The organism is Frigoribacterium sp. Leaf164, assembly GCF_001423665.1.
In the GTDB taxonomy this organism is placed as follows: Bacteria; Actinomycetota; Actinomycetes; order Actinomycetales; family Microbacteriaceae; genus Frigoribacterium; species Frigoribacterium endophyticum.
In genome coordinates, this window is sequence record NZ_LMOX01000001.1 from 1197473 (window position 1) to 1212150 (window position 14678).

Sequence of the window (14678 nt, forward strand, 5' to 3'; positions counted from 1 at the left end):
CATGACGAACGACAACCACGAGAGCCCTGTTCCCGGCTCCCACGCCGCACGTGAGCCCCTGCCCCTCCGGCCGGACACCCTCGCCGCCCTCGCGGCGCGTGGTGTCTCGGTGCCGACCTACGACCGGGAGGGGCTCACGGCCGGCATCGTGCACTTCGGCGTGGGCGGGTTCCACCGGGCCCACCAGGCGATGGTGATCGACCGCCTCCTCGCGGCGGGCGAAGCGCGCGACTTCGCGATCTGCGGCGTCGGTGTGCTCGAGCAGGACCGTCGCATGAAAGAGGTGATGGACGCCCAGGGCGGCCTCTACACGCTCGTCCTCAAGCACCCGGACGGCCGACGTGAAGCCCGCGTCGTCGGCAGCATCGTCGAGTACCTGCTGGCCGTCGACGACCCCGAGGGGGTCATCGAGAAGATGGCGTCGCCCGAGACCCGGATCGTCTCGCTGACCGTGACCGAGGGCGGCTACAACTTCCACCACGTGACGGGCGACTTCGATGAGTCGACCCCGGTCGTCCGCGCCGACGTCGAGACGGTCGTCTCAGGCGGACTGCCGCACACGACGTTCGGTCTCGTCGCGGCGGCCCTGCAGCGTCGCCGCGAGCGGGGCATGGAGCCGTTCACCGTCATGTCGTGCGACAACATCCCCGGCAACGGACACGTGGCGAAGAAGATGTTCTCGGCCTACGCCGACCTCGTCGACCCGGACCTCGGCGCCTGGATGCGCGAGTCCGTCTCGTTCCCGAACTGCATGGTCGACCGGATCACCCCGGTCACGAGCGACGACGACCTGGCCGAGGTGCGCGACGTGCTGGGCGTCGATGATGCGTGGCCAGTGGTGGCCGAGCCGTTCTTCCAGTGGGTGCTCGAGGACGACTTCCCCCTCGGGAGGCCGCCGTACGAGCACGTCGACGTGCAACTGGTGGACGACGTCGAACCGTACGAGCTCATGAAGCTGCGGCTGCTCAACGCCAGCCACCAGGGCCTGTGCTACTTCGGCTACCTGGCGGGCTACCGCTACGCCCACGAGGCGACCGCCGACCCCGCGATCGCGACCTTCCTCCGCAGCTACATGGACCGCGAGGCCACGCCCACGCTCCCGCCCGTTCCCGGCATCGACCTCGACGGCTACAAGTCGACACTGATCGAGCGCTTCCGCAACCCCGAGGTACGGGACACCCTCGCCCGGCTCTGCGCCGAGTCGAGCGACCGCATCCCCAGATGGCTGCTGCCGGTCGTGCGCGAGAACATCGCGTCGGGAGGTGACGTGGCTCGGTCGGCCGCGATCGTCGCGAGCTGGGCCCGCTACGCCGAGGGCACCGACGAGCACGGCGAACCCATCACGGTCGTTGACCGACTGGCCGACCGGCTGACGACCACAGCCCTGAGCCAGCGCGCTGACAGGCTCGCCTTCCTCCGTGATCGCGAGCTCTTCGGCGACCTCGTCGACGAACCCCGCTTCACTGAGCCCTACGTCGAGGCGCTCACCGGCCTCTTCGAGGACGGGGCGCACTCGACCGTGACACGCTTGCAGTGACCGAGTCCACGATGATTCCCGAGGCGCAGCTGCACCTCGCCCTCCAGGTCACCAGACGCGAGGGTGGTCGCGACAGGGCCTGGTTGCCGCTGAGGTCCGCGCCGTACCGTGGGCCACATGACGAAGCCTGCCGGTGAGCCCGCGGGGCTCATCCCCCAGCCCGAGCCCACGTCACGAGGGCAGACGTTCGAAGGACGTCCATTGGCGCGGCCTCACGACGAGGTCGTCGATCAGGGGGCCGCCTTCGACGTCACCACCGTGATCAACCGGCGTCGCGCCATCAAGCTCCTGGGCCTCGGCGCCGGCGCATTCGCCCTCGCAGCCTGTACAGCACAGGGCTCGCCATCGTCGTCACAGCCGCCCATCGGAGGCTCCAGCATGCTGGACACTCCGGAAGAGATCGCGGGGCCCTTCCCGGGCGACGGGTCGAACGGCATCGACGTCCTCGATCGTTCCGGGATCGTCCGGCAGGACATCACCTCCAGCATCGGAGGTGGACGCGCAGTAGCTGGAGTGCCCCTCGTCATCGCGCTGACCATCACCGACGCGGGCAACGGCGGCCTTCCCGTCAGTGATGCGGCGGTCTACGTGTGGCAGTGCGATTCCCGAGGGGGCTACTCGATGTACTCGCCCGGCCTCGAGACCGAGACGTACCTTCGCGGCGTCCAACAGGTCGACTCCTCGGGCACGGCCACCTTCACCTCGGTGTTCCCCGGTTGTTACCCCGGCCGCTGGCCGCACGTCCACTTCGAGGTCTACCCCCGACTCGAGTCGGTGACAGGGTCACAAGACCCCGTCCTGACGTCCCAGCTCGCGCTGCCCGAGAGCATCAGCCGAGAGGTCTACGGGCAGGCCTCCTACGAGGGATCTCTCGAGAACCTGGACCAGCTCTCCCTCGCGACCGACATCGTCTTCGGCGAAGACTCTGCAGCTCTTCAGACGGCGAACGTCACCGGCAGCCCCGGAGGCGGGTTGAGCGCGGCACTCGAGGTGCGTCTCGGCGCACGCTGACACTGCGTGCGAACGTCAGGACCCCCGCAGCCCTCCGCATCCGGGGGTGTCACGACCCAGCGACGTGTGCCGGGGTGTGTGCAACAGCGCGACGGCGAGTTCGAGAGGCCTTGACGGTGATGAGCGCGAGCCCGACGGCGGCCCAGCCGACGAGGACGAGGAGGGACGTCAGCGCGTCGGACGGGGAGAAGTACCCGAAGTCCGTGACGGCTCGAACGGCAGCTCCCGCCGGAAGGGCGGGAGACAAGAACTGAGCCCACGAGGGCAGCAGATCTTGGCCGATGGTGGCGCTGCTGAGCGCGTTGCCGGTGGTCGTGAGGAGCAAGACGGCGATGCCGATGCCCGCGGCTCCGAGCCAAGCCCCGAGGGCTTCGGTCGTCAGCGCACACGCGGCGGACAGCAGTACGAGAGTCACCGCGAGGAGAGGCCACGGGGCTGGCAGGGCGTCGTACATCGTGCCGACGACCGTCGCAGCGACGCTGCCGATGACGACGGCGAAGGCTGCCGTGACGAGCAGGCGGTGCCGCAGGCGGACACGGCCAGCCGCTCCGGTGAGTCCCTGGCCGAGGATGAAGGAAGCCAATGCGACTCCGAAGATCACGTAGAACGACACGAGGCCCTTGCTGTCGAACGGACTGAGCGGCACGACGTCATCTTCGCTGACTTCCAGGCCCGACGACTCGGCGAGCCCTGTCGCGAGAGCTCGAGCAGCCGAGCTCTCGCTGAGGCCTCGAGCGCCGGCGTACGCGACGTGGAGTGATCCGTCGGAGACGCTCAGCGAGGCCACAGTGTCGCCGCGCCGAACTGAGGCCAGCCCCTCGGCTTCGCTGTCGACCGCGGACACGTCCGCTCTGTCACCGAGCGCATCGCGTGCGGCAGCCGCGAGAGTCGTTCCGGTGACGGCGAGGGGCAGGTGTGACGGCACGGGGGCACGTTGCAGCCCGACGAACAAGCTGATGAACACGGTGCCGATGACGAGTCCGGTGACCACGACTGAGATCCACGCCGCGTGCTTCGTGGTCTGCCCCGGCATCTCCCGCGCCGTGGGTCTCTCGATGGGGGCGGATGTGTCAGCCGACATGAGTGGGCTCCTCCACTAGTGTGGTTTGAATGTCAAACCTCGACGACTCTAAGCCAAGCAGTTTGAAAAGCAAACCGCTTGGTGATTCATTGACGTTCGCCCTGGCAGCTGTGGACGACCGCTGGTCATTGCACATCGTCCGGGCGCTCGCCTTCGGTGCGGCTCGCTACACGGCGATCCTCCGGGCCGTGGGCTCACCCCGCGACGTACTCGCCGCCCGGTTGCGGTCGCTGACCGACGCGGGCGTCGTGCGGGCCGTCCCTGGCGAGGGTCGCCCGGCGGGCTACGAACTCACCTCGAAGGGGCGCGATCTGGCTCAGGTGATCCTCGTCCTGAAGAAATGGGGCGACCTCTACGGCGACCCGGACATGCAACGCCTGGAGATCTTCCATGACGACTGCGGTCATGAATTCGTGGCAGAACTGCACTGCCGGGCATGCGGGCGGGGACTAGTGCCAGGAAGCCTGTCCACTGCCTCGGAGACAGAAGCGCCGGGGCGGCTCGACGTGAACCTGTGAGGTCTCGCCGGCCTCGCCGGTGCCGTCGACGGCAGAACGGTGGTCTGACCTGTATCAGCGACGCAGCCTGAGGAGGCTCTCGTCGAGCATGAGCGCCATCACCTCCCCGAAGCGGAGAATGTCGTCGAGTTCGGCCAGGACCACAGCGGAAGGTCGTGAGCGGCAGCGCATGACTCGCTGATCGGTGAATGCGTTCGTGGTGCCGGCCTACTCCCGGGGGAGTAGGCACATCGGTCCGGAGGGACGACGGCACCGGGGGTCGTCCGCGGAAGCATGGGGACATCCCGAGGCGTCCCTGCCGCGGTCCCCACAGCCCTCTCGTCAAGGAGTCCGCCATGTCCCTGTTCCTCTCCCGGATCGGACGCTTCAGCGCCCGGCACCGGCTGCTCGTCGCCGGCGTGTGGCTGGTCGTCTTCGCCTCCCTCGTAGGCGCCTTCGCGATCGGCTCCCAGCGCGACGCACCGGCCGAGGCCGAGCGGTCCGCGTCGTCGTCCACGGCGGCCGCGCAGACCCTCGACCGGCTGCACGACGAGTTCCCCGCGACCGACACCGAGACCGACGCGGCTGCGGACACGCTGCAGCTGGTCTTCCAAGTGCCGTCGGGTACGACCGTCTCGGACGCCGCGAACTCGGTCGCCATCGGGGACGTCCTCGCCGTCGCGACGGACCTGCCGGGTGTCACCTCCGTGTCCGACCCGCTCGACCCGGCGGCGCCGTTCGTCTCCGAGGACGGCCGCACGGCCGTCGCGACCCTGTCGTACTCCGACCTCGGCGACACTGCCGACAAGACCGGGAAGTACGACGCGGCCCTCGACCTGCAGCGGTCCGCCCCGAGCGGCCTCCGGGTCGAACTCGGCGGCGACCTGCTCGAGACGCAGGCCCCCGAGGCAGGCATCGGCGAGGGCATCGGCGTGATCGCCGCCCTGCTCGTGCTCGTGCTCACCTTCGGCTCGCTGCTCGCGGCCGGCGCCAACCTCCTCGTCGCCGCCTTCGGGGTCGGCGTGGGCGTGGTCGGCATCCTGACCTACGGCGCCTTCTTCCCGATGGGTGACAACACGCTGATCCTCGCCGCCATGCTCGGGCTGGCGGTCGGCATCGACTACAGCCTCTTCATCCTCAGCCGGTTCCGCGCCGAGCTCCGCGAGGGACGGGGCGTCGAGGACGCCGTCGCGAGATCGGTCGGCACCGCCGGCACCGCCGTCGTCTTCGCCGGCCTCACCGTCATCGTCGCCCTCGTCGGGCTGCTCGTCGTCGGGATGCGCGACATCAGCGAGATGGGCGTCGCTGCCGCCGCGGCCGTCGCCATCGCCGTGCTCATCGCCCTGACGCTCCTCCCCGTGCTCATGCGCACCCTCGGACGCCGGGTGTTGCCGCGGCGCGAACTTCATGTCCGCGAGACCGCGCGCGCAGCGGATACATCTGCACGTCGGGGCTTCCTCGCCGGCTGGGCCCGCACCGTCGTCGCACATCCTGTGCTCGCGATGGTCGCCGGCGTCGCCGTCCTCGTGATCGTCGCCCTGCCGACCCTCAGCATGAAGACCGCCTTCAACGTCCCCGGCGGCACCGACCCCGAGTCGACCGAGCGTGCCGCCTACACGCTCGTACTCGACGAGTTCGGCGGCGTGCAGAGCCCCCTCGTCGTCCTCGCCGAGGGCACCGACGCCGGCGACCGCTCCGAGGCGGTGTCCACCGAGCTGTCCCGTCTCGACGGCGTGCAGTCGGTCTCGCCCGGCCTCGTCTCCGACGACGGCGATGCCGTGATGTACAGCGTCGTGCCCACCGGCAGCCCGATCGACGACCGCACGATCGACCTCGTCTCGGCCGTCCGCGACGACGCCTCCGTCTCGGGCGTGACCCTCGAGGTCACCGGCGAGGCCGCGATCTACATCGACGAGGACGCCGCCCTGAACCAGGCCCTCATCAAGTACATGATCCTGATCGCCGTCCTGTCGCTCGTGCTCCTGACGGTCCTCTTCCGATCGCTCGTCATCCCCGTCATCGCGACCCTCGGCTACCTCCTGTCGCTGCTCGCGTCCTTCGGCGGCAGCGTCGCGGTCTTCCAGTGGGGCTGGCTCGACGCGCTCATCCCCGCGCCGCAGGGCGACCCGATGCTGAGCCTCCTGCCGATCCTCCTGGTCGGGGTGCTGTTCGGCCTCGCGATGGACTACCAGGTGTTCCTCGTCTCGCGCATCCAGGAGATGCACTCGAAGGGCATGAGCCCGAAGGAGGCGGTGGTCGCCGGGTTCACCCGGTCGGCTCCCGTGCTCGTGGCGGCGGGCAGCATCATGGCCGTGGTCTTCGCAGGGTTCGCGTCCAGCACGATGGCGGTCGCCGCCTCCATCGCCTTCGGCCTCGTCGTCGGCGTGCTCGCGGACGTGTTCCTCGTCCGGCTCGTGCTGATGCCGGCGGCGCTCGCGCTGCTGGGGAAGGCCGCCTGGTGGACTCCGGCCTGGCTCGACCGCCTCCTGCCCCGCCTCGACATCGAGGGCCACGCGCTCGACGCACAGGACGAGGCCTCTCGCGACGCCACGTCGTCCGACGAGCACGACCCCGAGCTCGTGCGGGCGTGACCCCGTGACCGTGTGAGACGGCTGTGGGCCGGGACGACCGAACAGCGGTCGTGCCCGGTCCGCCGCCGTGTGCGATCCGACCTGCACCGCCGAAGCGAGAGGATGACACCGTGACCGACACCGCCCCGCAGTACCTCCAGCCGGAGGCCTGGTTCCGACGGCCTGCCGTGCTCGACCGCGGCGCCTTCGTCGTATCGCTGGCCGCGGTGGTCGGCGAGGTGATCCACCTCCTCGGCGACGCTGCACCTGCTCCCGCGGGTGGCTGGGTCGCCCTGGTCGTCGTGCTGGCGGGTGTCCTCGTCGCCCGCCGCCGCGCGTGGGCGGGACTCGCGGTGGTGCTCGCCGCCGCGGTCGTCGCCGCCGTGTCCGGCTGGGAGCCCATCACGCTCTGGACCATCGGCGTCTTCACGGTCTTCTCGGTCACCGTGCGGGGCGCTTCCCCCCTCGTGGCCGGCCTGCTCACCGCGGCAGTCACAGCCTTGTCGGAGGCGCTGGTCGCGTCGTTCGAGCTCGGCCGGCCCGAGGTGACGCTCGCGGCGATGACCTCGATCGCCGGGGCCGCGGCCGGCAGCGCCGTGCTCAGCCAACACCGCTGGTGGCGGTCGCTCGAGGAGCAGACGCGTCAGGCTGTCCTGACCCGCGAGGTCGAGGCCGAACGTCGAGTGGCTGAGGAGCGCGTTCGCATCGCACGCGACCTGCACGACGTCGTGGGGCACGAGGTCGCCGTCGTGAGCATGCACCTCGGGCTCGCCGAGGTGGGGCTGCCCGACGGGGCGGACGCGTCACGCCGCGCACTCGCGGACGCACGGGTGGGGGTGCAGTCGGTGCTGCGGGAGATGCAGGAGATCCTGACGTTGCTGCGCGCCTCCGGTCCCTCGGCAGACGACGACCGGCGGCCGGCGGCCGGCGTCGCGGCGCTTCCCGCCCTGCTCGACTCGTTCTCTGGGTCAGGGCTCGACGTCCGCGTGCAGCTCGGCGAGCTGCCGCGTCACCTTGACGTCACCGTGGACACCGCGGTCTACCGCATCGTGCAGGAAGGCCTCACCAACGCGCTGAAGCACGGCGACGGTCCGGTCGACCTGTCGGTCACGGCGGGCGTCGGGGCGATCACGATCGTCGTGTCGAACCCGGTCCACGAGCCAGGACCGGACCGGCCGGCCGATCGACGAGGCCTGGGTCTCGTGGGGATGACGGAACGGGCACGGAGCGCAGGAGGCGACGTCGTCGTGTCCCGCACGCCCGATGTCTTCCGCGTGGTGGCGACTGTGACCATGGACCAGAGGAGCGACTCATGAACGACGACGCCAGGGTCGACGGACGTCCCGGCCCGGTCCGGGTGCTGATCGTCGATGACCAGCTGATGATCCGGCTCGGACTGCGCGGCATCCTCGAGGCGAGCGACGACGTGACGGTGGTCGGTGACGTGGCCGACGGCCTCCTCGCCGTGGAACGAGTGCGGACGGAGACGGTCGACGTCGTCTTGATGGACGTCCGGATGCCGGGCATCGACGGGGTCGAGGCCACGAGGCGCATCCGTGCCGCGGGCTCGGAGGGCTCCCCGGGTCGGCCGTCGATCATCGTCCTCACCACCTTCGACGACGACGCGACGGTGCTCGAGGCGTTGCGGGCCGGTGCGGACGGGTTCCTCAGCAAGGGCGTCGGGCCGACCGAGCTCGTCGCGGGCATCGTCGACGTGGCACGGGGCGGGGGAGTCCTGTCGGCGCGGGCCACTGCAGCTCTCATCAGGCAGGTCTCCGAAGCGACGCCCCCTGTTGTCGACGCAGGAGTTGCGGCGCTCTTCGATCGGTTGACACCCCGCGAGCGGGATGTGGTCGTCGCCGCTGCGGCAGGCAAGGACAACGCCACGATCGCGGCCGAGATGTTCGTCTCGCCCTTCACGGTCAAGACCCACGTGTCTCGCGCCATGACCAAGGTGCAGGCCCGCGACCGGGCTCAACTCGTCGCCTTCGCGTACCAGGGTGGGCTCGTCCCGTAGCGACGAGACCCCGTGTTCGTCTGGTCACGAGCACTCGGTTCCTGGGCGCCGAGTTCCCGAGCACTCCGACGGAGGGCGCTCGGCGCGAGTCCAGGCCACTGCCGACCACGCCCCGGCTGTCGCACCCTCACCGGTGGCGCGTCGTGGTCGGCTCCTCCCTCCTCGCCGTGGGGACCGCCGGCCTGGCCGTCGGGGGAGCCGTGGGGCCCGCGGCGTGCCTCTGGTTCCTGCCGACCGTCTGCGGGCTGGCCCTCCTCGGGAGTCTCGTCGGACGGCACCGTCGCCGGTAGGGCGGCGGCTGCGGTGCGGGGGAGGTGTCAGGCCGGGACGCCGGGGAGCGTCGACAGCGCCACCGCCAGCGCGGCCGCCACCGCACCCAGCACGATGATGACGATGCCCGGGGCCGGGCTGCCGCCCGCCCGCCGCGCGACGATGAGGGCGCCTCCGACGACGCCGACGAGACCGAGGACGAGGAGGGTGATCGCGAACAGCACGGGGGCCTCCGGGGTCGGGGAGTCGAGGGGCGAGCGACGAGGTGCGCGACACGGTACCAGCCGGGGCGCGGGGCGCAGAGCCCGAGCCCCGGGCCTAGGGTCGAGCGATGATCGTCGTCGCGGTGACCCGCTTCCTGGCCGGTGCCTTCCTCGCCAACGCCGTCCCGCACGGAACGGCGGCGCTCCGTGGGCGGGAGTTCCCCAGCCCGTTCGCGACACCTCCGGGGGTCGGCCTCTCGTCGCCCCGCGAGAACGCCGCGTGGTCGCTGACGAATCTCGTCGTCGGCACGGCCCTCCTGCTCGCCGTCCGTCGGCGCGCCGGGTCACCCGCGTGGGCGGCGGCCGGGGCGACGCTCATGGGCGGCTTCCTCGGGTGGTGGTTCGCGCCCGCACGACGGGAGGCGCGCCTCCTCGCAGTCCCTCTCGAACGGTGAGCAGGTCCGGGCCCCGAGCAGCACCCGGCGCGCCTCAGCCCGAGGCGCCCGCCACGGTGCTGGCCCGCACGACGAGCTCGGGAGCGAAGACGACGCGCCGTGGCTCGCGCGTCGGGTCGTCGATCTCCTCCTGCAGGATCTCCATCGCCGTCTGGCCGATCAGGCCGCTGGGCTGGCGCACCGACGTCAGGGGCACCACGGCGGCCTGGGCGAAGTCGATGTCGTCGTAGCCCACGAGGGCGACGTCGTCGGGCACCCGCAGGTCGCCGAGCATCACCAGCGACTGGAGCACGCCCATCGCCACGAGGTCGTTCGCCGCGAAGACGCCGTCCGGCCGCTCGGCCGCCGGCCGGGCCATGAGGGCCGCCGCCGCCGCCCGGCCGTGCTCGACGGTGAGGCCCGGGACCTCGACCACCTCGAGGGTGACCTCCGGGCCCGCGGCGCGCACCGCCTCCCGGGCCCCCGCGACGCGGTCGGCGACCTGCTGCAGATCGAGGGGGCCGCCGACGACCACCAGGCGACGACGGCCGATCGAGACGAGGTGCTCGACGGCGAGCTGGCCGCCGCGCACGTCGTCGACGGAGACGGAGGAGAAGTCGGTGAGGTCGGCCCGCCGGTCGACGAGCACGGCCGGCGTGCCTCGACGACGGAGACGGGCCAACCTCGCGGTGACGTCGCCGACGGGGGAGATGAGGATGCCGAGCACGCGGTGCTGCTCGAAGAGGTCGAGGTAGTGGGCCTCGCGCTCGACCTGCTGGTCGCTGTTGCCGAGCAGGACGACGCGGCCCGCGCGCTCCGCCGCGGTCTCGGCGCCCCGGGCCACGTCGGAGAAGAACGGGTTCGCCCCGTCGAGGATCACCAGGCCGACGGCCCGGCTGGCCCCGGCGCGCAGCTGGCGCGCCGCGTCGTTGCGCACGAAGCCGAGCTCGTCGATGGCGGCGTGCACGCGCTCGACGGTGGCGGGGCTGACCTTGTCGGGGTGGTTCAGCACGTTGCTGACGGTGCCGACCGACACGCCCGCGGTGGTCGCGACGTCGCGGATGCTGACCGACTCCACCGGGGCCCCCTCCGTCGTCGGCGCCCGGGCAGGCGACGGTCGACGTCCGTCCGCCGACGGTGACGAGTGTAGGCCGACGGGTGGCTCCGGGCGGGGCGGGCCGCGCCTCCCGCGTGGCGACGACGCGGCCCGCGGCACGCCGTGCTTGACGTCGGACCCGCCCGCCCCTACTGTCGTCCCCACGAGCTGTTGAAACGATTCATTTCTCGATGAGGAGAACGATCGATGACGATCGACCCCCCGGCCTCCGGCTACTCGCCGACGGCCCCCGTCCTGGAGCTGCGGCACGCCCGCAAGACCTTCGGAGCGGTCGTGGCCCTCGCCAGCGGCAGCGTGCAGCTGCGGGCCGGCGAGATCAACGCGCTCGTCGGCGAGAACGGCGCCGGCAAGTCCACGATGGTGAAGATCCTCGCCGGAGTGCACCAGCCCGACTCCGGCGAGTTCCTCTTCGACGGCCACCCGATCGTCTTCCGCACGCCGGCGGAGAGCAAGGCGGCGGGCGTCAGCGTCATCTACCAGGAGCCCACGCTCTTCCCCGACCTGACCGTCGCCGAGAACATCTTCGTCGGCCGTCAGCCCACCTCGCGCCTCGGCTTCATCGACCGCGGCAGGATGCGGGCCGACGCCCGGGCCCTGTTCGAGCGCCTCGGCGTCCCCATCGACCCCGACCGCGTCGCCGAGGGGCTCTCGATCGCCGACCAGCAGATCATCGAGATCGCCAAGGCGATCTCGCTCGACGCCAAGGTGCTGATCATGGACGAGCCGACGGCGGCCCTCAGCGGCGTCGAGGTCGAGCGTCTCTTCGGCGTCGCCCGGGCCCTCCGCGACCGCGGCAGCGCCATCATGTTCATCTCGCACCGCTTCGACGAGGTCTTCGGGCTCAGCGACCGCATCACCGTCATGCGCGACGGCGGCTTCATCTCCGAGCACGCCACCGGCGACGTCACGACGGCCGAGGTCGTCCGCGCGATGGTCGGCCGCGACGTCGACCAGCTGTTCCCCAAGCAGGAGGCGCGGATCGGCGAGCCCGTCGTGACCGTCCAGGGGCTGACGCGGCAGGGCGTCTTCCACGACGTGTCGTTCGAGGTGCGGGCCGGCGAGATCGTCGGCCTGGCGGGGCTCGTCGGGGCGGGCCGGACGGAGGTCGCCCGCGCCCTGTTCGGCATCGACCGCTACGACGCCGGCAGCGTCACCGTGAACGGCAAGCCCCTCGCGCGGCGGAGCCCGCTGGCCGCCATCACGGCCGGCATCGGCTTCGTGCCCGAGGACCGCCGCAGGCAGGGTCTCGTGATGGACATGTCGGTGAGCCGCAACACCACGCTCACCCTGCGCAGGACGCTCAGCCGGGCCGGCCTGGTGAGTGCGCGCCGCGAGCGCGAGGCCGCGGCCGAGTGGTCGCGGCGCCTGCAGGTCAAGACCGGCAGCCAGGAGCTCCCCGTCGCGACCCTGTCGGGCGGCAACCAGCAGAAGGTGGTGCTGGCGAAGTGGCTGGCGACCGACCCGACCTTCCTGATCGTGGACGAGCCGACCCGCGGCATCGACGTCGGCACCAAGAGCGAGGTGCACCGGCTGATCAGCGACCTGGCGGGCCGCGGCATCGCGGTGCTGATGATCTCGTCCGAGCTGCCCGAGGTGCTCGGCATGGCCGACCGGGTGCTCGTCATGCACGAGGGTCGTCTGACCGCGACCCTCGACCGCGCCGAGGCCACGGCGGAGCGCGTGATGCACGCCGCGACCGGGTCGGGAGCGGCGGACCCGACCGCGACCGGGGCGCCCGCCGAGCCCGCGCCTCCGGCCCCGTCCCCGTCCATGCCCCCGACCGCAGAGGCCACCCGATGACCACGTCCCACGCCCTCGCGCCCGCCGCCACGTCAGGGCGCAGCTCCCTCGCCTCGGTGCTCCGTCAGCGCGAGGTGCCGGTCGCCTCGGCCCTCGTCGTGCTGGTGATCGTCACGACGATCGCCAACCCGCTCTTCGTCTCGGCCCAGGGCGTCAAGGACCTCATGCTCAACGCGACGATCACGGTCATCATGGCCGTCGGCCTCGGCGCGGTGATCATCACGAACAACATCGACCTCTCGGTGGGCTCGATCCTCGGCCTCGTCGCGTTCGCGACCGGCACGGTGTTCGCGGCCGCGCCGGAGATCCCGATCGTCGTCGTCTTCCTCCTCGGCCTCGCGATCGGCGCGGTGCTCGGCGCGGTCAACGGGTTCCTGGTCACGGTGGCCCGGGTGCCGTCGCTCGTCATCACGCTGGGCATGCTCTACATCTACCGCGGCCTCAACAACGCGTGGGCTGGCGGCCAGCAGTACTTCGCGGGGGACCGGCCCGCCGCCTTCGGCCGCCTGTCGGTCGACACGGTGCTCGGCGTCCCGATCATCACGGTCATCGCCGTGGTCGTGGTCGTGCTGGTCGCGATCTTCCTCGCCCGCACCCGGCCCGGTCGCGACCTGTACGCCATCGGCTCCGACGAGCAGGCGGCACGCCTCTTCGGCATCCCGGTGAGCCGGCGCGTCGTGACGGCGTTCGTGCTCAACGGCACCCTGACGGGCCTGGCGGGCGTGCTCTACGCCAGCCGGTTCAACTCGGTCGGCGCGACGACGGGCACCGGGCTCGAGCTCGACATCGTGGCCGCGGCCGTCGTCGGCGGCATCGCGATCTTCGGCGGCTCCGGCAGCGTCGTCGGCGCGGCCATCGGTGCCGTGCTGCTGACCACCATCACGAGCAGCCTCACCGCCCTCGGCGTCGACAAGTTCTGGCAGCAGGCCATCGTCGGCGTCCTCATCCTGACCGCCATCCTCGTCGAGCGGATCGCCTCGATCCGCAAGGCCCGACGACTGCGCACGAGCGAGGCCACCAATGCCTGACCAGACCGTCACCCGCGCCCCCCAGGCCCCCGCCTCGCCGTCGGGCGGCGCCGCCCGCGACCCCGGGCAGCGCGCCGAACGGGCGCTGCGCCGCCGTCGCCTCCTCACCGGTCGCGGAGCGATCATGGTGTGGGCGCTGCTCGCGACCCTGCTCGTGTGCGCCCTGACGGTGCCGCGCTTCGCCAGCGTCCAGACCACCGGGTTCCTGCTGCTCGACGCGATCCCGATCCTCATGATCGCCATGCCGATGGCGCTCGTCGTCATCACCGGCGAGATCGACCTCTCGGTCGCCAGCACCGCGGGCCTCACGAGCGCCACCATGGGCGTGCTCTGGGCCGCCGGCTGGGGCATCCCCGAGATCTTCGTCGTCTGCGTGCTGATCGGCGTCGTCTGCGGTGCGCTCAACGGCGCGCTCGTCACGACGGTCGGTCTGCCGAGCCTCGCGGTCACCATCGGCACCCTGGCGCTCTACCGCGGTCTCGCGCTCGTCGTCATCGGTGACGACGCGGTGGCGAACTTCCCTCCCGGTCTCACGTCGTTCTTCACCTCGAAGATCGGCGGCACGGGAGTCCCGACGGTGATGGTCGGCGTCGTCGTCGTCATCCTCTTCTTCGGGGTCCTCCTGCACCTCAGCTCGTTCGGCCGGGCCCTGCCCGCGATCGGCTTCAGCAAGGAGGCCGCGAGCTTCGTCGGCGTGCACGTCGGCCGCGCCAAGTTCTGGATGTTCGTCGCCACCGGGGTCGTCTCGGCCCTCGTCGGCATCTACTGGACGCTCCGCTACTCGAGCGCCCGCAGCGACAACGCGACCGGCATCGAGCTGGCCGTCATCGCCGCCGTGCTGCTCGGCGGCGTCTCGATCTTCGGCGGCCGGGGCTCGATCCCCGGCGTCGTCGCCGGCGTGCTGATCATCTCGAGCATCAGCTACGCGCTGCGGCTCGGCGGCATCAGCGACGTCGTGCTGAACGTCGTCACCGGGCTGCTGCTCGTCGGCAGCGTGGTCACCCCGAGCCTGATCGCGGTCGTCCGCGAGAGGGCCCGGGCGAGGCGGGCCGCGAGGGCCGTCCTCGACGGCTCCGCCGAGCCCGCCTGACCTACCCCGATCCCGCCTGACCT

General features: G+C 71.4%; 13 protein-coding genes. 10 read left to right on the forward strand and 3 right to left on the reverse strand.

The window, feature by feature from the left end; all coding sequences use genetic code 11:
* The first annotated feature begins 1 nt into the window (after window position 1).
* A complete protein-coding gene (locus tag ASF82_RS05420; RefSeq protein WP_082514338.1) occupies window positions 2-1537 on the forward strand; it encodes a mannitol dehydrogenase family protein in 1536 nt (511 codons plus the stop codon).
* A 117-nt stretch (window positions 1538-1654) separates the two neighbouring features.
* Window positions 1655-2548 (forward strand): 3,4-dioxygenase subunit beta, encoded by an 894-nt coding sequence (locus ASF82_RS05425; RefSeq protein ID WP_056055861.1) that lies wholly within the window; start codon window positions 1655-1657, stop codon window positions 2546-2548.
* A gap of 49 nt (window positions 2549-2597) precedes the next feature.
* On the opposite strand, the gene ASF82_RS05430 is transcribed toward ASF82_RS05425, so the two are convergent.
* The gene (locus ASF82_RS05430) at window positions 2598-3539 is read right to left on the reverse strand and encodes a hypothetical protein (RefSeq protein ID WP_156369924.1); all 942 of its coding nucleotides are present in this window, start codon (window positions 3537-3539) and stop codon (window positions 2598-2600) included.
* A 119-nt stretch (window positions 3540-3658) separates the two neighbouring features.
* Between ASF82_RS05430 and ASF82_RS05435 the strand changes: the two genes are divergently transcribed.
* The 4 genes from ASF82_RS05435 (at window position 3659) to ASF82_RS05450 (ending at window position 8713) form a co-directional block, all read left to right on the forward strand.
* Window positions 3659-4147 carry a helix-turn-helix domain-containing protein gene (locus ASF82_RS05435; RefSeq protein ID WP_082514339.1) on the forward strand — a complete coding sequence of 163 codons (489 nt, stop codon included), beginning with the start codon at window positions 3659-3661 and terminating at the stop codon, window positions 4145-4147.
* A 335-nt stretch (window positions 4148-4482) separates the two neighbouring features.
* Complete coding sequence (locus ASF82_RS05440) at window positions 4483-6717, forward strand: MMPL family transporter (protein ID WP_056054396.1); 2235 nt, start codon at window positions 4483-4485, stop codon at window positions 6715-6717.
* A 110-nt stretch (window positions 6718-6827) separates the two neighbouring features.
* Entirely contained in the window at window positions 6828-8012 is a 1185-nt protein-coding gene (locus ASF82_RS05445; protein WP_056054399.1) for a sensor histidine kinase, read from the forward strand.
* Entirely contained in the window at window positions 8009-8713 is a 705-nt protein-coding gene (locus ASF82_RS05450) for a response regulator transcription factor (RefSeq protein WP_056054402.1), read from the forward strand. Before ASF82_RS05445 ends, ASF82_RS05450 begins: the two co-directional genes overlap by 4 nt.
* 317 nt (window positions 8714-9030) lie before the next feature.
* Here ASF82_RS05450 and ASF82_RS15515 read toward each other — a convergent pair whose 3' ends face one another.
* Window positions 9031-9207, reverse strand: a complete 177-nt coding sequence (locus tag ASF82_RS15515; protein ID WP_156369925.1) for a hypothetical protein — start codon at window positions 9205-9207, stop codon at window positions 9031-9033.
* A gap of 107 nt (window positions 9208-9314) precedes the next feature.
* On the opposite strand from ASF82_RS15515, the gene ASF82_RS05455 reads away from it, so the two are divergent.
* Window positions 9315-9641, forward strand: coding sequence for a hypothetical protein (locus tag ASF82_RS05455; protein ID WP_056054405.1), 327 nt, complete (start codon window positions 9315-9317; stop codon window positions 9639-9641).
* 34 nt (window positions 9642-9675) lie between these two features.
* Here ASF82_RS05455 and ASF82_RS05460 read toward each other — a convergent pair whose 3' ends face one another.
* Window positions 9676-10698, reverse strand: a complete 1023-nt coding sequence (locus tag ASF82_RS05460; protein ID WP_056054408.1) for a LacI family DNA-binding transcriptional regulator — start codon at window positions 10696-10698, stop codon at window positions 9676-9678.
* A 225-nt stretch (window positions 10699-10923) separates the two neighbouring features.
* Here ASF82_RS05460 and ASF82_RS05465 point away from each other — a divergent pair, with 225 nt between their 5' ends.
* The 3 genes from ASF82_RS05465 to ASF82_RS05475 are packed head-to-tail and all read left to right on the forward strand — an operon-like array spanning window position 10924 to window position 14655.
* Window positions 10924-12537: a sugar ABC transporter ATP-binding protein gene (locus tag ASF82_RS05465; protein WP_082514340.1), complete on the forward strand. Its 1614-nt coding sequence runs from the start codon at window positions 10924-10926 to the stop codon at window positions 12535-12537.
* On the forward strand, window positions 12534-13565 hold the full coding sequence (locus ASF82_RS05470) for an ABC transporter permease (protein ID WP_056054411.1): 1032 nt from the start codon (window positions 12534-12536) through the stop codon (window positions 13563-13565). The genes ASF82_RS05465 and ASF82_RS05470 overlap by 4 nt, the downstream gene beginning before the upstream one ends.
* A complete protein-coding gene (locus ASF82_RS05475; protein ID WP_082514341.1) occupies window positions 13558-14655 on the forward strand; it encodes an ABC transporter permease in 1098 nt (365 codons plus the stop codon). Before ASF82_RS05470 ends, ASF82_RS05475 begins: the two co-directional genes overlap by 8 nt.
* The last annotated feature ends 23 nt before the right edge of the window (window positions 14656-14678 follow it).

Bases quoted from the DNA above. Each gene is read 5' to 3' on its own strand.
- ASF82_RS05420 (WP_082514338.1), top strand. From the start codon at position 2: ATGACGAACGACAACCACGAGAGCCCTGTTCCCGGCTCCCACGCCGCA.
- ASF82_RS05425 (WP_056055861.1), top strand. From the start codon at position 1,655: ATGACGAAGCCTGCCGGTGAGCCCGCGGGGCTCATCCCCCAGCCCGAG.
- ASF82_RS05435 (WP_082514339.1), top strand. From the start codon at position 3,659: ATGTCAAACCTCGACGACTCTAAGCCAAGCAGTTTGAAAAGCAAACCG.
- ASF82_RS05440 (WP_056054396.1), top strand. From the start codon at position 4,483: ATGTCCCTGTTCCTCTCCCGGATCGGACGCTTCAGCGCCCGGCACCGG.
- ASF82_RS05450 (WP_056054402.1), top strand. From the start codon at position 8,009: ATGAACGACGACGCCAGGGTCGACGGACGTCCCGGCCCGGTCCGGGTG.
- ASF82_RS05455 (WP_056054405.1), top strand. From the start codon at position 9,315: ATGATCGTCGTCGCGGTGACCCGCTTCCTGGCCGGTGCCTTCCTCGCC.
- ASF82_RS05465 (WP_082514340.1), top strand. From the start codon at position 10,924: ATGACGATCGACCCCCCGGCCTCCGGCTACTCGCCGACGGCCCCCGTC.
- ASF82_RS05470 (WP_056054411.1), top strand. From the start codon at position 12,534: ATGACCACGTCCCACGCCCTCGCGCCCGCCGCCACGTCAGGGCGCAGC.
- ASF82_RS05475 (WP_082514341.1), top strand. From the start codon at position 13,558: ATGCCTGACCAGACCGTCACCCGCGCCCCCCAGGCCCCCGCCTCGCCG.